We start from the raw sequence: 18,409 nt of genomic DNA on the forward strand, positions 1-18,409 counted from the left end.
ATATTAGTATTTCCAGTTTGTATGAAAGTATTCATCTATAGGTTTATCAACTCTTTGATACGTATGAGCACCAAAATAATCTCTTTGCGCTTGTATTATATTTGCAGATGATTGAGAAGAAGTGTACATCAAAAAATAATAAGCTGCGGCAGAAAATACCGGTAAGGCATATCCTGCTTTAAGTACAGTTGCAACTGTATCAGTTAATGCTTCGATATCTGATTTTAATATTGTAACGATTTCTGGAAATAACAATAATGAAACAGTATGATCCACTGCAAACAAATTCCAAATATTTTCCATCAAATTACTTTTAATAATACAACCATTAGTCCATATTCTAGAAATTTCTGATAAGTTAAGACCCCACCCATATTCGTCAGAGGCCTCTTTTAATAATTCAAAACCTATATGATGATTAATAATCCTGGCCGCATAAAATGCTTTTTTTAAATTTTCGATGAATGTAGGATCATCTTCAGAAATTTGAGAACCTGCTAGCTGATACATTTCTGAAGCGATCACTCGTTTTGATTTCATACCGGATAAATTGCGAGCCATCACAGATTCTGAAATCGTAGATAAGGGCATTCCTAGTTCTAGAGAAGCTACCGTAGACCATCCACCTGTTCCCTTCTGCCCTGCCTTATCTAGTATTTTGTCAACCAAAAAATCCTCTCCTTCTTTTTTACGAAGTATATCTATCGTAATCTCTAAAAGATAACTGTCTAGACCATTACTTTTCCAGTTATGAAGAATGTTGGCTATTTGGTCTGGAGACTTTTTTGCATAAAACCGTAAGCTATGGTAGGTTTCTGCTAATAATTGCATTTCTGCATATTCGATTCCATTGTGCACCATTTTTACATAGTGCCCGGATCCTTCTGGTCCAATCAATGCGCAACAAGGTTTGTTTTCTTTATCTTTTGCTGCTATTGCTTCCAAAATTTTTCCGGATCTTTCATACGCATCTCTGGATCCGCCCGGCATTATGGAAGGACCATTTAAGGCACCTTCTTCTCCTCCTGATATTCCGACTCCTAAAAAATGAATACCTGCTTTGGCAAGACTTTGACTCCTGTCTTCAGTAAATTTATAATGAGAATTTCCGCCATCAATAATACAATCATTCTCCGACAACAGCGGCATTAAATCTGTTATCACCTCGTCTACAGGTTTACCTGCATTTACCATTAGCATAATAATGCGCGGTTGCTGCAATGATTGTACGAAGGAATTTAAATTATCAAACCCTAAAATTGTATCATTTTTAGACTGTTCTGATACGAAGTTTTTAGCTATATCAACTTCATAATTATCCACGTGTCTATTATAAACGGAAAGCGTAAAATTTTTGGATATTAAATTTTTTGCTAAACTTTTACCCATGACGCCCAAACCTATTAACCCGAGCTGTGATTTATTCATATTTAATTTGGTAATAATTTCACCTAGGATATCATCAGTGATGTTATTGATATCTACGATTATTCCATTGTCCGGTTTTTCTAAAACTTCGAATTGAGAAACCAGCATTTCCTTTTTAAAGAAATGATTTTCCCGGAATTTCATGCGCTTTTCGATCAATTCAAAATCACCATCTAAAAATATCCATTGTATATATTCTGAATTTGTGGACTGAAGTATCCTTCTGTATTTTTTCTTTAAAGCTGAACAAGCTAAAACAGCTCCTTGATCGCGATGACTATCTTTAACCAACGTAGCCAATCTCTGTAACCAGGGATCTCTGTCATCATCATTTAAAGGAAAACCATCAGACATCTTTTTAATATTATTTTCAGGATGAAAATCATCGGCATCATAAAAAGGAATATTTAATTTCTCGGCTAGCTTTTTTCCTATAGTAGTTTTTCCACTTCCCGAAACCCCATAAACGATATATACGATGCTAGAATTCATTTAAAATACAGTGCTGTCTTTTGCTATGAAATTAATCATAACAATTGTATCAAAAAAATGAAACTCGTAAATCATAAGTTAGTTAAGAAAGTGTATAGAGACCAAATTGGTAAAACTAGAACCAATTTCAATTTGCTAATTCACAAAAAGGATCTAGTACAGATTGTCCTTTTTTTATACAGTAAGATCACGAGTATCTATATGGTTAGCTTTGATTTTACCATATAGCACAGTTAAACCAAAGAATATATTTTATTAGTACTTTTGACAAGTTTTATTTTGATCACAAATTTTATCTACTTAACCCATGGGCAAGATTTCTCCTTTAGTTAAAAGGTCAATCTACAGAATCATTCCTTTTGGAGTATTTTTTATCATTGCCGGTGTGATATATTTACTAATAGAAAAAGGGATTCTAGGGGATTCTAAATTTTATCCATCTACCAAGAATCCATATAACCTATATAATAGTATAATCATTACCCTGATTTCTGCAACTCTTTTCGGATTATTGATAGGAACTTTTGAGGTACTTTATTTTAACAAGTTTTTTGCTTCTAAAAGTTTTTTAAAGAAAATCATTTATAAAATATCATTTTATTTATCCATTGTCATTTTTTTTCTGATCTGCACAGCCAGCGTCTCTTTTATGGTTGAATTTAACTCAGGTATCTTTGATAAAAACGTATGGCTAAACTTGCAAAACTTTGTCACTAATTTAGCTTTTGTTAGCGTGATACTCTATATTATAACTATCATAGGAATCTCTCTTTTTTATCTTGAAGTAAGTGATAACATAGGTCAGGAAGTTTTATTTAATTTTTTTACAGGAAAATACCACAAACCAATAGAAGAAGAGCGAATCTTTATGTTTTTAGACATGAAATCATCAACTCCTATAGCCGAAAAGTTAGGACACGTGAAATATTTTGAGATGTTAGCAACCTATTATGCTGACTTATCTAATGCTATTATACAACACGCAGGCGCAGTGTATCAGTATGTGGGTGACGAAATTGTCGTTTCCTGGAATTTAGCAAAAGGGCTGAAAAACGATAACTGCATACGATGTTTTTATACGATGAAACTGACATTGAAAAAGCAATCTGAAAAATACCTAAAAGAATTTGGCGTTTTACCTACTTTCAAAGCTGGATTTCATTATGGGATGATTACTGCCGGCGAAATTGGTAAGATTAAGAAAGATATAGTATTTACCGGAGATGTCCTCAATACAACCTCCAGAATACAAGGGTTATGTAATTCTTATGATGTTCCTATTTTAATATCTGAAACCCTTTTTCAAAAACTAAAGAACAACTCTAATTTTACATATAAAAGCCTTGGTTATGCTTCCTTAAGAGGTAAAAATGAGCAAATGCAATTATATACTATCATATAAAAAGCCTACTAGGGTTTCAAAACTAATAGGCTCTTTTTTCCTTAATTTTATTTTGCTAATTACTCTATTCTTTTTGCGGGCATTTGTCTTCCTCCTTGATTCAAGGTTAAGCTATCAACTGCTCCATCCTCCTTTTTATTGAAAGTAATCTCTGCTGGCACTACCTTTAAAAAAAATAATGTTTCGGTTTCAGCAAAAATTTCAAATTTAGGCTGACCCGTTGCTTTCGCATATATCGAATTTCCTTCTACAGTGACATCTATGATAAAATTAGGTTGTAATTCATACTTCCCCACATATTGTTTTAAAATATCAGGAGCAACCGAAATAGTCTTTCGTTCTGCGGGAGGAGCTTTGTCAATTTCTTTACCCACAAAACTTTCGTCTGCAGTCTTAAATATCGTTTGTCGTTTGCCATCATCGCTCATCGAGAAATTATAGGAAATAGTACCATCATCAAAAATATAAGAACCGTCTTTCATTGGATAAATCTGGAATTCTCTTGAACTTTCATCTTCTCTTAAGCTAAATAGTTTACCGTCTTTTAGCATCACATGTCTAATCACGTTGTCTTTAAACTCATAAGCTCCGACCCACTTCTTTGCCTCGTCTATTGACAATGCTATTGCATCCTTTTTATCAGGAATTGGTTTACCGATAACCGTAGCTGCAACTTTCTTGGTTATTTCGCCAACATTTTTACAACTGCAATTGGTTAATCCGATAACGTATACATTCTCATCCTCGAGAAAAATTCCGTTGGTAGTATATCCAAAGATCCCTCCACTATGCGCATATCCTTTTGCTCCTTGTATGTCTACCTTTCCCCACCCATATCCGTAGTTAATCTCTTCTCCGTTGTTTAATTTAGAACCATTGATCGCTTTTTCAAGGCTTGTCCTTTTTATAAATGAATTTGCGCTAATGGCATTTTGCCACTTTAACAGATCATCTACTGTAGACATCAGTGAACCTGCGGCATAAGGCAACGTTAAACTAAGATAATCTGCATTTAAGTAATCATCTCCATCTTGTTTATATCCCAATGCTCTATTTTTGATAATTTCACTCATACTCCCATAATACGAAGCATTCATACCGATTTTTTTAAAGATATTCTTCTCTATAAAATTCTCATAAGTATCACCTGTAATCACCTCTATGATATATCCTAATAAAATGTACCCTGAATTATTGTAACGAAACTCTTCTCCCGGATCAAAATCCATAGGTTCATTTTTGAAGACATCGATTAATTCTTCTGGGGTCATATCAGTTCTTGCTAATGTTATAAAAGAATCCATCCCGGTATAACTTTTTATACCTGAAGTGTGATTTAATAAGTGGTGAATGGTTATTTTCTTTCCATTAGTCGGATAATCAGGGATGTATTTTGTGATTTCATCCTCAACTCTTAATTTTCCCTGTTCTTCTAACATAAGAATGGCTACAGCCGTAAACTGCTTTGTTATGGATCCTATTTCGAATACATTTTCAGGTTTTAAGGGAACATCTAATTCTAAACTTGCTTTTCCGAATGCCTTGCGATATAAGGGTTTACCATCTTTAGCAACCAAAATTGAAATACCAGGTTCTTCTGTATTATACATAGAAGTAACAATATCATCAATTTCTTGTTCTAAGTTTTGAGCTTTTAGAGTCAAAAAATTTACTGCACAGATATAAAAAAGTAATATAGTTTTAATTCTTTGTGATGATTTCATGTGAGGAATGATTTTGAATGATATAAGTTTTATTGCTTACCATTATTATATGTATGACGATCAATTGCAGAATAAGTTACCAAAACTTATATAAAACTAGACAAAATCCGAAGGAATCATTAAAAAAAAGTTTTTGTAATTATAGCCTATGGATAAATACAAAAACTTTTTTAATATAGAAACACCTTTATACAGGCGCTTATATTTTTATAAAAGAAAGCTATTTACTCTTCTTCTCCGATAAAGCCAGGAGCGGCAGGCACCGTTTCATCGATTTCTACTTCTTCTACTTCCTGAATGGAATCTCTGAGAGCTTTAAATCTTTCTAATTGTTCTTCTTCTCCCGTAAAATAAGGAAAAACATCCATAATAGGTGATTCTGAAATCATAGGAATTGTATAATCGCCCATAGTCCCTTTCATGACAGTATTGGTATTATCAAAGGCTTCTTTTACATCGTTTGCTTGCACTAAAAGATACATATTTGTTTTTCGCTCTTTACCACTTTCTTCATCATAAGCAATCAAAGATACTTTTGATTTAAACCATCGATCAGAATTTTCAAAAGGATGTATCTCAGCAAAATTTGCAACTTTAATGTTTGTAATGATAAATTCTTCACTAACGTAGGCAGCCATTTCTTCGTTAATCCTGGTCTCTGCTTCGGTATAAGATACCGCATCCACCAAATACGGTTCTGTAGTTACCTTTTGCACTCCAGAATCATTCATTTTTCTATATTTTACTTTGCATTCATACCAAGTAGCACTCATATATTTATTTTTTTAGGATGCCAAATATAGATCTTAAAAAAAGTTCTCAAAATGAATTTTGATATTAGATATTCACAATTTTATAATGAACTGGTTATTAGGTTTTAAAATAAAATATTACAACAGAGCATCTCGCAATACACTTACTGGGTGTAGTGCCTTTCTTTGTGTTCCATCTTTTATCTGATGCCTACAACTGGTTCCTATAGCGGCAATAACGGTGGTTTCTGGAGCTTTCCTAACTGCTGGAAAAAGCGTTTGCTCTCCTATCTGCATACTGATATCATAATGTTCTTTTTCATATCCAAAAGATCCTGCCATACCACAGCAACCAGATGGAATAATCGTCACTTTAAAGTTTTCTGGTAAATTAAGATATACAAACGTTGTTTGAATAGTCGATAATGCTTTCTGATGACAATGTCCGTGAAGCTTTATTACTTTCTCATCAGTAGTAAATCGATCAGAAGTAATATTACCCACTTCGATTTCAGATTTTAAAAATTCGTCAATGAGAAAAACGTTTTTAGCCAAGGTTTTAGCATCTTCCTTTGTATCGCACAGTCGTAAGTATTCATCTCTAAAAGTCAATATGGCAGAAGGTTCTAATCCTAGTAATGGTATTTCTTGTGAGACTAAATCCTTAAAAATATTCACATTTTGATTTGCCAAAGCTTTCGCCTGCTTGAGTAAACCTTTTGAAATAAAAGTTCTTCCACTTTCTTTATGATCAGCTATGAGTACTTGGTATCCTAGACCAGTTAAAAGTACTAAGGCATCAATTCCTATATTAGTATCTAAGTGATCAGTAAACTCATCGATAAAAAAATAAACTGTTTTTATTGGTTTTTTTGGTTGTATTGCAGTTAAATTTTCATGACACCATTTTCTCAGTGATTGGGTGCTAAGCAATGGCAAATCTCTTTCTTTTGCAATCCCTAAAGAGCTCTTCAATAAAGTAGAAGTGACCTTATTACTAAAGAAGAAATTTGTTAATCCGGGAGCAATACTACCAAGATTATTTAAGTAATTATTATAGGCAAATAATTTAGTTCTTAGAGAAACTCCGTTTTCTTTTTGATACTGATATTCAAACTCTGCTTTTAAGGTTGCGACATCAACATTAGAAGGACATTCGCTGGAACAGCCTTTACAGCTAAGACATAAATCAAAGACTTCTTTTAATTCCTTTTTATTGAACCTGTTTGGATTGGTGTTGTTGGTAAGTACTTCTCGTAATGCGTTTGCTCGTCCTCTGGTAGTATCTTTTTCATTTTTGGTGGCTCTGTAACTCGGACACATAGTCCCTCCTGCTTCAACAGATTTTCTACAATCACCACTACCATTGCATTTTTCTGCCGCACGCAATATTCCTAAGGAATCGGTAAAATCCAGTAAGGTTTCAATTTCAGGTTCATTTCTATCTATTTCATATCGTAAATGTTCATCCATGGGATATGCATCAACGATCTTGCCTGGATTAAAAATGCCTTTAGGATCAAAAACATCTTTAATTCGTTTCAATAATGCATAGTTTTCCTCTCCAATCATAAAAGGAATATATCCGGCACGAACAATACCATCGCCGTGCTCTCCACTCATAGAACCATTATATTTTTTTACCAAAGCCGCCACATCATCGGTAATCTTCTTAAAAAGCACAACATCTTCTTTCTTTTTAAGATCCAAAATAGGTCTAAGGTGCAACTCACCCGCTCCCGCGTGCGCATAATAAACCGCATTTTGATTATACTTTCTCATTAAATCAGAAAACTCGGATATGTAGCTCGACAGATCCGGCAAAGCTACTGCGGTATCTTCGATACAGGCCACTGCTTTTTTATCTCCTACGATATTACCTAATAATCCCAATCCGGCTTTTCTAAGTTCTAAGGCTTGATTTATTTCATTTCTTAACAGAATAGGATTTGAATAAGAGAAATTTGAAGTTTCTAAAGTTGTTAAAAGTGCTCGCTTTTGTTGCTCCAAACTTTTGCTATTATCAGCTCTTAGTTCGAGCATCAGAATTGCTTCAGGATCGTCTTTAATAAAAAAACGGTTCTTGAGCTGTTCTGTGTTATTTTTAGTACAGTCCAGTATGGTCTTGTCCATCATTTCACAAGTGAACAATTTGTGCTTCATAACTGGAGCTACTGCATTTAGACACGCTTCTATAGAATGGAAATGAGCGGCGATCATCAATGATTCCTGAGGAGGCAATTCGTCTAGTTGTAATGTAATCTGCGTTGTAAAAGCCAGGGTCCCTTCGCTACCTGACAACAAATTACACATATTAAATGGTTCATTATCATCTGAGAAAACATCACACGCTATTAATTCATCAATAGCATAACCTGTATTCCTTCTATGTATCTCCGGTTTCGGAAAGTTTATACGTACTCGTTTTTGTACCTCTTTTGATGATAGCTCTTGATAAATAGTTTTATATATTTTTCCTTCTAAATTATTCTGAGTCATCTTATCCTCAAAATCTTTTTTAAAAACATTAGAAAAAATCGCCTCACTGCCATCAGACAAAACAGTTTGTAATTCAAATACTTTATCCCTGGTAACACCATATTGTATGGAGGTGGTACCGCTACTATTGTTACCTACCATCCCTCCTATCATACATCGATTAGATGTAGAGGTGTTTGGCCCAAAAAACAATCCATATGATTTGAGATAACGATTTAGATCATCCCTGACCACACCCGGTTGGACAGTTACAGTTTTTCTTTTCTCATCGAATGAAACTATTTTGGTAAAATGTTTAGAAACATCTACCACAATACCTTCTCCGACACATTGACCGGCTAATGATGTTCCTGCAGTTCTGGGAATTAAACCACACCGATGTCTATTTGCAAAAGCTATTATTTTTTTGATATCCGATGTATTCTTCGGAAAAGTAACCGCAGTTGGTATTCTACGATACACTGAAGCATCTGTAGCATACAATGACTTGGTAAGTAAATCAAATTCTAATTCGCCTTCTAAAGAATCTCTTAAAGCGATCAGGTCGGTTTCTTTTATCATTTCCCTTTTCCTTTTGCCAATGAATCTAACGTAATCTGTCTTCTGAAATTTGTATCAAAACATATAAAGCTATCTGTTCCGGCAACACCATCTACCTGATGCACCTGTTCATACAGAATATTACGTAAATGATGATTATCGTATGCAAATATCAAGATAAAAAGCGCATAATGGCCAGATACATAATTACATTCCAAAATTTCAGGTATTTTAGCCAAATTATCAACCACTGATTTAGCGTATCGGGCTTCTTTCAATCGTATACCTACATACGATTTGGTTTTATAACCGATTTGTTTTTCATCGATCACAAATTCTGCCTTGTTAATAACACCGTTTTCCTTAAGCTTACGAATTCTTTGATGTACCAAAGAATTAGAAACCTTTAGCTCCTCTGCTATTTGAGAGAAAGGTTTTCTTGCATCTTCGCGAATCTGTAATAATATTTGCTGGTCTATATAATCAAAATGGTTCATAATCAATGAAATTTTGAAAGATCTATACCCAAATAGGAAATCTTATTTTAAAGTAAAAATCAATTTGACATAAAAAAACAACATAAATGACTAAATTAAATTTTTTAATCATTAGAATTAGTCAAATGTAATATTTTTGTATAAAAAACAAACAGATATAAAATGAATTTTACACTTTTATTTGAAGAGCTATGGAAACAATATGCAGAGAAAACCCCATCTGCGTTTAAAGTGAAATCACTTTTGGAAGGAGAAGGAGAAAAGGTTTTTAATGATCACATTGCCATAAGGACTTTTGATGATCCCAGAACAAACATTGAGGTCATTGCGAAGCCTTTTATAGCTATGGGCTATACAGAAATGGGCGAATATCATTTTGAAGCCAAAAAATTGTATGCTAAGCACTACGAATGTATAGGTAACCCAAACGCACCGAAAATTTTTATAAGTCAATTACTTACGCATCATTTTTCTGATCAGCTACAACATACTGTAAAAGAAACACTTGACAATTGTAGCCCTGATACTTTTTTACAGCAAGATCTGATTTTAAAAGGAAGAGTTTGGGAAACACCTTCTTATGAGATATACCAAAAGTTACAAGAAGAATCCGAATATGCGGCGTGGATGTATGTAAATGGATTTTGTTCTAATCATTTTACAGTAGATGTCAATAAACTTGAAAGCTTTAAAAATTTGGCTGAACTTAATGTATTTTTAAAGAAGAATGGTTTTTTCCTCAATTCATCAGGTGGCGAAATTAAAGGAAGTCCATCTCAACTATTGGAACAGTCAAGTATTCTGGCTGATAAAATTAAAATGGAATTTAAAGAAGGTGTTAAAGAGGTGACTTCTTGTTACTACGAGTTTGCATACAGATATCAACAGCAAAATGGTGAATTATTTACAGGTTTTATTGCCAACTCTGCAGATAAGATTTTTGAGAGCACTGATATGAAACTTCAAAATTTATAACGTGATAACCAAGGTCAGTATTATATTAACAAAATCTTAAGTAAGGATGTTACATTAAAAAGTAGGATCTAACGTTATACTGGGATAACAATAAAAAACAAAATCACAATGACGAAGCGTATTTTTATCTTTATCACACTATTATCAGCTTCTATCTTTACATCGCAAGCACAGGAAATTCCGGAACACGCAATTGGTTTGCGTCTTAGTGAAAGTGATGGCTTTTGGGCAGAGGCTAGTTATCAAGCAAGATTGAGCTCTGATACCAGAATCGAATTGGATCTTGGAGTTCAGGGAAGAAACCGATATAATGCCCTAAAACTTACAGGAATGTATCAATGGGTTTTCAATATCGATGGTGGGCTTAACTGGTATGTAGGTCCAGGAATCGGTGGTGGACTGGTTGATTTTGATAATGATATTGATGACAGGGACGATTTAGAAACCTTTGGGTTTGTAACCGGAGATGTTGGTATTGAATACAACTTTGATTTTCCGTTATTAATTTCCTTAGATTTCAGACCAGAAATTTATTTTGATGATTACAACAATGACGACATCATCTTTAATCTAGGTCTTAGTGCCCGGTATAGATTCTAATTACATTTACTACAATATGAAAAATGAAACCCTGGGCAATTCTTGTCTAGGGTTTTCTTTTAATTTTTTTCTAGTTAGATGTTAACCTTAAAATGAAATAACACACAAAAGGTAAATTTTATAAAAAAACCTTTAAGATGAAAAATTTATTATTTGTTGTATTATTAGTAGTTACCAGCATTCAGTTACACGCCCAAGAAATTCCTAAAAATGCTGTTGGCATCAGATTATCAGAAGGCGTTGTTGGTGATGAAGGATTTGGTCCTGAAATTACCTATCAACGACAAATGTTTGGAGAACATAACCGACTAGATGTTAATCTAAGCTGGAAAACCAATGCATTTATCAACACTTATCGCGGTGGCGTATTTTTTCACTGGAGTTATAATATTTGGGATAAACTAAATTGGTTTGCAGGTCCTGGGGTTGGTGCGGGTTATTTGGATTTTAAAACAAGCTTTTTCGGGTTTGGTGTTTCAAGCGACAGGGATAGCGAGTTCTTTCCTTATGTTGGTGCAGATTTTGGAGTAGATTATCGTTTTGAGTTTCCACTACAGGTAGCCTTTAGTATTCGTCCAACTTATGATATACACAATATTGAAAACGCCTCTGGATTTGAAGATGTAGATAATTTTGGCGTTAATATTGGCATTGCAGCTAGATATACCTTCTAAATCCCTTAGAAATCGATTAATTTGATTTATGTTTAGAGTTGGAGAGCACTGTTATTAATTTAATAGTGCTTTCTTTATTGTACTGTTTCCAGTGCATTTTCGTATAACTCGACATACAAAGGAACTATATTGGCAATATCAAACTTCAATGCCTGATTGAATGCTCCTTTTTTGAACTTTTCTAAAGTTTGATCATCTTTAAGAATTCTAATCGCATTTTTAGACATTTCTTTGATATCACCAACCTTACTAAGATATCCTGAGACACCTTCTACGTTAACCTCAGGAATTCCACCCGCATTACTGGATATCACCGGAACTTTGTTGACCATAGCTTCTAATGCCGCTAATCCAAAACTTTCCCTTTCTGAAGGTAGCAGGAATAAATCAGAAAAACATAAAATCTTATCAATCTCATTACTGTTACCTAAAAATATAACCTTTTCTTTAATACCCAACTCTTTACACTTTTTCTCAGCTCTCTCACGCTCAGGACCATCACCAACCATCAACAGTTTAGCCGGTATTTCCTTTTGGATGTTGTAAAAAATATCGACGATATCCATAATCCGTTTTACCGGTCTAAAATTACTGATATGCGTAACTATTCTTTCTTCTGGAGTAGCCATTAATTCTCTCTGGCAATCGGTAAAATCAGCTTTAAGTAAACCGGCATCAATAAAATTAGGTACTACTTCTATATTTTTCTTTATATCAAACAGTCTAAGAGTATCATCTTTCAGGCTTTGCGAAACAGAAGTAACAATGTCACTATTATTGATACTAAAAGTAACTGCTGGTTTATAAAAAGGATGATTCCCTACAAGTGTTATATCCGTGCCGTGCAAAGTAGTCACCATTGGTATATGAATCCCTTCTTCTGCTAATATTTCTTTCGCCATATAACCTGCATAGGCGTGCGGTATTGCATAATGCACGTGCAGTAATTCGATTTTATATTTTTTTACCGTATTTACTAATTTGCTTGATAACGCTAATTCGTATGGTTGATAATGAAATAACGGATATTCTGGTACGGTAACTTCGTGAAAATGAATATTAGGGTTGAGTAATCCAAGCCTCACCGGTTGTTTATAGGTAACAAAGTGTACCTGATGATTTAGTTTAGCAAGAGCAATTCCTAACTCTGTAGCTACTACTCCACTACCTCCAAAGGTGGGGTAACAAACAATCGCAATATTCATAAATACAATTTTCTTTCTGTTGCACAATGTACAAGAAAATTGGTATTGTTTATTGTTAAAGGATTTGTAAAAAGTTATTTAAAGATAAAAAAGCAGATCATAAGCCGGATTCTGTAATCCCAAAATCTCGAGATTCTTTATCATTTATCTAGCCCTGACATTACTATCAGGATCAAACCGCCTACCCTCCAGCATTGGGCGTGCAACCCTTAAACGCTGGTATACATGGCGTTGCACCGCATAGAGTTTACCTGATTTCACTACAGCATTACCTGTACATTCTTTCTGCTGCACTTGTCCTCGCCTCACGACGGACGGGTGTTACCCGCTATGCTGCACTACGGTGTCCGGACTTTCCTCCTTGTCCCAAAATTATTCTGGAACACGGCGATAAAGTGATCTGCTTTGCTGCAAAAATACTACAATCCCCATACCATATTCAATAAATCAAAGTTATTTTTAGCTGTTAATAACTCGGTATAAAAACCAAATCCTAAAATTCTTTATTTATAATCAATTTTTAACTTTGTACTCATGGAGCATTTTATAGTATCTGCGCGTAAATACAGACCCCAAACATTTAAAGATGTTGTGGGACAGCAGGCTATTACCAACACATTGCTTAATGCTATTGAAAACAATCATCTTGCTCAAGCCTTATTGTTTACCGGGCCACGAGGTGTTGGAAAAACATCCTGTGCAAGGATTTTAGCTAAAACTATTAATCAGGAAGGTCACGAAAATCCAGATGAAGATTTTGCTTTTAATATTTTTGAACTAGATGCAGCTTCGAATAACTCTGTAGATGATATCCGAAACCTTATTGATCAAGTTCGGATACCGCCACAGGTAGGTACCTATAAGGTATATATTATTGATGAGGTGCACATGCTCTCACAAGCTGCATTTAATGCATTTCTAAAGACACTAGAAGAACCTCCAAAACACGCCATTTTTATTCTAGCAACTACAGAAAAACATAAAATCATACCTACGATTTTATCACGCTGCCAAATATTTGATTTTAAAAGAATTACGGTTACAGACGCTAAGAATCATTTGATGCAAGTAGCCGAGCAAGAAGGAATCACGGCAGATGAAGATGCCTTACAAATTATCGCTCAAAAAGCAGATGGTGCTATGCGTGATGCTTTATCAATTTTTGATCGTGTTGTAAGCTTTAGTGGAAAAAACCTCACCAGACAGGCCGTTACTGAAAATCTTAATGTCCTAGATTACGAAACGTATTTTAAAACTACGGATCTTATATTAGATAATAACATTCCACAACTATTATTAGAGTTTAATGAAATTCTGGCTCAGGGATTTGATGGTCACCATTTTATTGCCGGATTGGCATCGCACTTTAGAGATTTGTTGGTATGCAAAAATCAAGCTACTATCAACCTTCTGGAAGTAGGAGAACAGACAAAAGCTAAATACCTGGAACAATCCCAAAAAGCTCCTCACACATTTCTGATAAAAGGTATAGAATTAGCCAATGATTGTGATTTAAAATATAAGACCAGTCGTAATCAACGATTACTTGTTGAACTATGTCTGATGCAACTTGCCTCTGTTCTTACTAAAGACGGAGAAAAAAAAAATGATCAACCTTACATAATTCCGCCTAGTTATTTTAAGGAAAAAGGGATTCAACCTGTAAAGGTTTCTCCAGAACTAAAGGAAAAAGCTCAAGAAAAAGCGATTCATCAAAAATCTGATGTTAATTCGGTTACTACGGTTTCTCAAACACCTGAATCGTATAATTCTATAGATAAGCCTTCTTCACTAACCCCTTTACAAAAAAATATTTCAGAACAAACTTCAAATACAATTTCTGCAACTACAGAAAAAGGAACAGTCGTACAACGAAGGGAACGAAGAACTTCTGGTTTATCCTTAAGCAGTATTAGGAAAAAAAAGGAACACGAAGAGAAAAAAGTAGATACTATAGTAGATCCAAAAAATCTACCTAGTGACGATTTCACAGAAGAACAGATGCAAGCAGCCTGGATAGAATACGGAAAGATGCAGGACAAAAAAGGAGAGCGAATCATAGGGTCAATGTTTGCAATGAACATCCCTGTACTTACTAATGGTAAAATACATCTGGAGCTACCAAATCAATCCATGAAAGTGGATTTGGAAAGTGCATTACCTGGTCTATTTCAGTTTCTCTATAAAAAACTGAATAATTATAGCGTTGCTCTTGATATAAAGGTGAATGAAGAGGCTTCTAAAAAATACGCGTTTACCCCACAGGATAAGTACGAAAAACTTCGGGAAAAAAACCCACTTATTGATAAATTGAGATCAGAATTCGATTTGGACATCTAATATAAATGGTCAACTGAAAATGGATGTGCTTAATTCAAAACCAAACATCAAAGAATTAGTAAATCAACTGCTTAAAGATGATTTGGTTTATGAAGAAATTGTAAAGATCATTAATAAAATTCACAGCTATTTTAATGAAATAACTTCGATATCCGGATATGATATGGAGTTTAAACACTTAGCCGCAGTCCCTACAGCTAGCGGGATGGCTTTATCACTTAATCACGCCGCACAATGTTTATTGGATTACAAAAGAACCCTTAAGTTTTTGAAGGGACTTGTAAAAGCTATAAAAGATGCGCAAAGCGAGAACCCTAGCAAAACTATTCAAATATTTTATGCTGGTTGTGGACCTTATGCGCCTTTTGTGACCTTAGTCGCCCCCCTATTTCAAATATCTGAAGTTCAATTTTCTTTATTAGAAATCAACAAAGAATCACTCGATTGTGCCAAAAAACTCATTAGAGAATTATCATTGACTGATTACATAAAGGTATTTTATCAAGAAGATGCGGTAACCTTTTCTATTCCTGATCCTAATACATTTCATATTCTTTATAGTGAAACCTTAGATGCTTTACTATTTAGAGAATCCTATGTCCCAATTCTGGCTCATATGCTCCCCCAATTGTCCCGTGATGTAAAGGTCATTCCGAACAATGTTATGTTAAAAATTGATGTGATCAATGATCATACTGATGGTACATCAAAAAAAGTAAGAACACACATCATTTTTGACACAAGAGAATCGATAAGCAATGTATTTAAAGAATTACCAAACGAGTTTCCGTCAACACAGATACAATTTGGTGTATCAAATGAAAATACTAGGATGATCATTGATACCGAAGTACATATCTATGAGCACCTACGATTAATCAGAGGAGAATCTTCACTAACTATACCCTATGAAATTACTCTGGAAAATCCATTACTGCATAACACTATCTCTTTTACCTATCAACTAAAACCACAAGTTGGTCTTAGGTATGAATTTTTATCTTGTTAGATCGGTTTCGTGTCATTGGATTAGTTTTACCGTCTTCAAAACATTAATTTTGTATCTCAAAAAAGAACATATGTTAGGCCTTAAACTTCCAACAGATCCCAGGTGGATTAATATTGTAGAAAAGAATATTGAAGAAATACTTACAGATCACGCATACTGTGAACAAAAGGCAACCTCTACTGCAATATCACTAATTGTGAGTTTTCCTGAGTATACAGAATTGGTTCAGGAAATGACCAAACTGGTAAAAGAAGAGATTAGTCATTTTAAAATGGTTCATGATAAAATAATTGCCAGAGGGTGGACATTAGGAAGAGACCGCAAGGATGACTACGTGATCCAATTAGTAACCTTTTTTCCTAAAGGTGGAAGCAGAACTACGCAATTGGTACACCGTTTACTATATGCCGCTCTTATTGAGGCAAGAAGTTGTGAGCGTTTCAAATTACTGTCTGAAGAATTGGATGACAAAGAGCTCGCAAAGTTTTATAGAGATTTAATGGTAAGTGAAGCAAATCACTATACTATGTTTTTGAACTTTGCTAGGAAATATGGAGAACGTAAAGAAGTAGACAAAAAGTGGCAGGACTTACTTGATTATGAAGCAGAAATAATGAAATCATTGAGTAAAAAAGAAACGATTCACGGATAAGAAAAAAATGCTTACTGATAAAGTAAGCATTTTTTAATTGTTTATTTTATTTAAAGTAAAATTATAATCGATATCCAACTGATAGCTGTATATTTCTGCTACTACCATCTATTTTTATAGCAGAACCATCTTCATCAAAAACATTAGTCAATCCAAAGGCATATCTCAGATCAACAAAGAAATTATCCGTGATATTAACGCCAATTCCAGCTACTCCGGCAAAATCAAATGTGCCAAAATCAGCTATATCTTCTTGATTATCTTCCCATTCCCATATTTTAATCCCTGCCTGAGGCCCTAATTGTACGTTAAAAAGATCCGTAATATTATATTTCAATAAAATAGGTAATTGCAAATAGTTGACGCGAAAATCTTTATCTTTATTACCCTGACCAGAGTATTGAAACTCCGGCTGCAATCTCAGTTTTTCGGTTAACGCAAAATCTGCCAAAAAACCGACAACAACGCCAATTCTACTTTTATCAAAATCTCCGGTAATATCATCTGAGCTGATGGAGCTTAAGTTAGCTCCAATACGCACTCCATATTTGGATTCCTGAGAGGTCATTGTAATTGTTCCAATGAATAGTACAAAGACCAAAAGTAAATTTTTATTCATAGCATAAGTTTTTATGAGAAATTTGGTTATGAAGACAATTTAAGACAAAAAAATGATTTTATTAAATTACTAAATTAAAAATAGGGTTTGTTATCCCATTTATTTATTACTTATTTTTTCATTATACAACGATTTAATGATCCCATCAGACAGCCCAATTTTTGGAACAAATATCTTACGAGCACCACTCCATTTCATAGCGGATAGATAAATTTTGGTAGCCGGTAAAATAACATCTGCCCTATCCTGATTAAGATTTAGTTGCCATATTCTCTCCTCATACGATAACGAATTCAACAATTCATAATACGTACTTAAATATAGATATGATAGCGGTTTACCTATTCCTTTTCCACTATTTTTAAAAATATTATTAATGTTTCCTCCGGATCCTATTAACGACAATCTTGAATAGCCTTTTGTAGTTTTTCTAATCCACTCTTCAGCTTCTTGCCACATACTATCCGAAACTACATTATTGAGTAATCGCACAGTACCCAATTTAAACGATCTTGAAGTAATGGTTTGGCCATGATGAAAGAGTGTAAATTCTGTACTACCTCCACCAACGTCTACATATAGGTAGGAAGCATCAGAATTTATCAAATCGTGTAAATCTGTCATCGCAATGATGGCAGCTTCATCGGTACCATCGATTATATTGATTTCGATACCCGTTTTTTCTTTAATTAATCCAGCTATTTCGTCTCCATTTTCAGCTTCTCTCATAGCCGATGTAGCACATGCTTTATACCGTACAACTTTATGGGTTTTCATTAAAAGTTGATACGCCTGCATTGCATCGATCATTCTGATAGTGTTTTCTTCAGAAATTCTATTCGTTAAAAACACATCTGCTCCCAATCGAATGGGAACACGTACTAAGCTCGTTTTTTTAAACCTGGTTGTCATTCCGTCTTCTTCGTGAACACTACTGATCAACAGTCTTACGGCATTAGAACCTATATCAATGGCTCCATATTTTTCTATAGTCAACAAAA

General features: G+C 34.2%; 15 protein-coding genes and 1 other RNA gene. 7 read left to right on the top strand and 9 right to left on the bottom strand.

The window, feature by feature from the left end:
• Positions 1 to 3: 3 nt before the first annotated feature.
• Positions 4 to 1,920 carry a decarboxylating NADP(+)-dependent phosphogluconate dehydrogenase gene (gene gnd / locus ACE94K_RS16900; RefSeq protein ID WP_378174996.1) on the bottom strand — a complete coding sequence of 639 codons (1,917 nt, stop codon included), beginning with the start codon at positions 1,918 to 1,920 and terminating at the stop codon, positions 4 to 6.
• Positions 1,921 to 2,227: 307 nt separating this feature from the next.
• Here gnd and ACE94K_RS16905 point away from each other — a divergent pair, with 307 nt between their 5' ends.
• Entirely contained in the window at positions 2,228 to 3,322 is a 1,095-nt protein-coding gene (locus ACE94K_RS16905) for an adenylate/guanylate cyclase domain-containing protein (RefSeq protein WP_378174999.1), read from the top strand.
• 59 nt (positions 3,323 to 3,381) lie between these two features.
• Here ACE94K_RS16905 and ACE94K_RS16910 read toward each other — a convergent pair whose 3' ends face one another.
• The 4 genes from ACE94K_RS16910 to ACE94K_RS16925 all read right to left on the bottom strand — a co-directional run bounded on the left by ACE94K_RS16910 (position 3,382) and on the right by ACE94K_RS16925 (position 9,334).
• Entirely contained in the window at positions 3,382 to 5,046 is a 1,665-nt protein-coding gene (locus ACE94K_RS16910; protein WP_378175002.1) for a serine hydrolase, read from the bottom strand.
• A 224-nt stretch (positions 5,047 to 5,270) separates the two neighbouring features.
• Positions 5,271 to 5,819, bottom strand: a complete 549-nt coding sequence (locus tag ACE94K_RS16915) for a DUF4494 domain-containing protein (protein WP_378175005.1) — start codon at positions 5,817 to 5,819, stop codon at positions 5,271 to 5,273.
• A gap of 117 nt (positions 5,820 to 5,936) precedes the next feature.
• Positions 5,937 to 8,858: an FAD-binding and (Fe-S)-binding domain-containing protein gene (locus ACE94K_RS16920; protein ID WP_378175008.1), complete on the bottom strand. Its 2,922-nt coding sequence runs from the start codon at positions 8,856 to 8,858 to the stop codon at positions 5,937 to 5,939.
• Entirely contained in the window at positions 8,855 to 9,334 is a 480-nt protein-coding gene (locus tag ACE94K_RS16925) for an Lrp/AsnC family transcriptional regulator (RefSeq protein WP_378175011.1), read from the bottom strand. Before ACE94K_RS16925 ends, ACE94K_RS16920 begins: the two co-directional genes overlap by 4 nt.
• Positions 9,335 to 9,496: 162 nt before the next feature.
• Here ACE94K_RS16925 and ACE94K_RS16930 point away from each other — a divergent pair, with 162 nt between their 5' ends.
• The 3 genes from ACE94K_RS16930 (at position 9,497) to ACE94K_RS16940 (ending at position 11,583) form a co-directional block, all read left to right on the top strand.
• The gene (locus ACE94K_RS16930) at positions 9,497 to 10,309 is read left to right on the top strand and encodes a DUF1338 domain-containing protein (protein WP_378175014.1); all 813 of its coding nucleotides are present in this window, start codon (positions 9,497 to 9,499) and stop codon (positions 10,307 to 10,309) included.
• Positions 10,310 to 10,417: 108 nt separating this feature from the next.
• Positions 10,418 to 10,909, top strand: a complete 492-nt coding sequence (locus ACE94K_RS16935) for a hypothetical protein (RefSeq protein ID WP_378175017.1) — start codon at positions 10,418 to 10,420, stop codon at positions 10,907 to 10,909.
• 137 nt (positions 10,910 to 11,046) lie between these two features.
• Positions 11,047 to 11,583, top strand: coding sequence for a hypothetical protein (locus tag ACE94K_RS16940; protein ID WP_378175020.1), 537 nt, complete (start codon positions 11,047 to 11,049; stop codon positions 11,581 to 11,583).
• A gap of 74 nt (positions 11,584 to 11,657) precedes the next feature.
• Here the strand turns inward: ACE94K_RS16940 and bshA are convergent, their stop codons facing one another.
• Complete coding sequence (gene bshA, locus ACE94K_RS16945) at positions 11,658 to 12,788, bottom strand: N-acetyl-alpha-D-glucosaminyl L-malate synthase BshA (RefSeq protein ID WP_378175023.1); 1,131 nt, start codon at positions 12,786 to 12,788, stop codon at positions 11,658 to 11,660.
• Positions 12,789 to 12,873: 85 nt separating this feature from the next.
• Positions 12,874 to 13,195, bottom strand: an RNA gene (rnpB, locus tag ACE94K_RS16950) — RNase P RNA component class A.
• Positions 13,196 to 13,322: 127 nt separating this feature from the next.
• Here rnpB and ACE94K_RS16955 point away from each other — a divergent pair.
• The 3 genes from ACE94K_RS16955 to ACE94K_RS16965 all read left to right on the top strand — a co-directional run bounded on the left by ACE94K_RS16955 (position 13,323) and on the right by ACE94K_RS16965 (position 16,789).
• On the top strand, positions 13,323 to 15,128 hold the full coding sequence (locus ACE94K_RS16955; protein WP_378175026.1) for a DNA polymerase III subunit gamma/tau: 1,806 nt from the start codon (positions 13,323 to 13,325) through the stop codon (positions 15,126 to 15,128).
• 25 nt (positions 15,129 to 15,153) lie between these two features.
• Positions 15,154 to 16,137: a phytanoyl-CoA dioxygenase gene (locus ACE94K_RS16960; protein ID WP_378175029.1), complete on the top strand. Its 984-nt coding sequence runs from the start codon at positions 15,154 to 15,156 to the stop codon at positions 16,135 to 16,137.
• Between the two features lie 70 nt (positions 16,138 to 16,207).
• Positions 16,208 to 16,789, top strand: coding sequence for a tRNA-(ms[2]io[6]A)-hydroxylase (locus tag ACE94K_RS16965; RefSeq protein WP_378175032.1), 582 nt, complete (start codon positions 16,208 to 16,210; stop codon positions 16,787 to 16,789).
• A gap of 61 nt (positions 16,790 to 16,850) precedes the next feature.
• Here ACE94K_RS16965 and ACE94K_RS16970 read toward each other — a convergent pair whose 3' ends face one another.
• Together ACE94K_RS16970 and ACE94K_RS16975 are read right to left on the bottom strand one after the other, a co-directional pair.
• Positions 16,851 to 17,408, bottom strand: coding sequence for a porin family protein (locus ACE94K_RS16970; RefSeq protein WP_378175035.1), 558 nt, complete (start codon positions 17,406 to 17,408; stop codon positions 16,851 to 16,853).
• A gap of 99 nt (positions 17,409 to 17,507) precedes the next feature.
• A complete protein-coding gene (locus tag ACE94K_RS16975; RefSeq protein WP_378175038.1) occupies positions 17,508 to 18,407 on the bottom strand; it encodes a Ppx/GppA phosphatase family protein in 900 nt (299 codons plus the stop codon).
• Between the last annotated feature and the right edge of the window lie 2 nt (positions 18,408 to 18,409).

The sequence above is a fragment of the Aquimarina besae genome (assembly GCF_042434905.1).
Taxonomy (GTDB): Bacteria; Bacteroidota; Bacteroidia; order Flavobacteriales; family Flavobacteriaceae; genus Aquimarina.

Bases quoted from the DNA above. Each gene is read 5' to 3' on its own strand.
- gnd (WP_378174996.1), bottom strand. From the start codon at position 1,920: ATGAATTCTAGCATCGTATATATCGTTTATGGGGTTTCGGGAAGTGGA.
- ACE94K_RS16905 (WP_378174999.1), top strand. From the start codon at position 2,228: ATGGGCAAGATTTCTCCTTTAGTTAAAAGGTCAATCTACAGAATCATT.
- ACE94K_RS16910 (WP_378175002.1), bottom strand. From the start codon at position 5,046: ATGAAATCATCACAAAGAATTAAAACTATATTACTTTTTTATATCTGT.
- ACE94K_RS16915 (WP_378175005.1), bottom strand. From the start codon at position 5,819: ATGAGTGCTACTTGGTATGAATGCAAAGTAAAATATAGAAAAATGAAT.
- ACE94K_RS16920 (WP_378175008.1), bottom strand. From the start codon at position 8,858: ATGATAAAAGAAACCGACCTGATCGCTTTAAGAGATTCTTTAGAAGGC.
- ACE94K_RS16925 (WP_378175011.1), bottom strand. From the start codon at position 9,334: ATGAACCATTTTGATTATATAGACCAGCAAATATTATTACAGATTCGC.
- ACE94K_RS16930 (WP_378175014.1), top strand. From the start codon at position 9,497: ATGAATTTTACACTTTTATTTGAAGAGCTATGGAAACAATATGCAGAG.
- ACE94K_RS16935 (WP_378175017.1), top strand. From the start codon at position 10,418: ATGACGAAGCGTATTTTTATCTTTATCACACTATTATCAGCTTCTATC.
- ACE94K_RS16940 (WP_378175020.1), top strand. From the start codon at position 11,047: ATGAAAAATTTATTATTTGTTGTATTATTAGTAGTTACCAGCATTCAG.
- bshA (WP_378175023.1), bottom strand. From the start codon at position 12,788: ATGAATATTGCGATTGTTTGTTACCCCACCTTTGGAGGTAGTGGAGTA.
- ACE94K_RS16955 (WP_378175026.1), top strand. From the start codon at position 13,323: ATGGAGCATTTTATAGTATCTGCGCGTAAATACAGACCCCAAACATTT.
- ACE94K_RS16965 (WP_378175032.1), top strand. From the start codon at position 16,208: ATGTTAGGCCTTAAACTTCCAACAGATCCCAGGTGGATTAATATTGTA.
- ACE94K_RS16970 (WP_378175035.1), bottom strand. From the start codon at position 17,408: ATGAATAAAAATTTACTTTTGGTCTTTGTACTATTCATTGGAACAATT.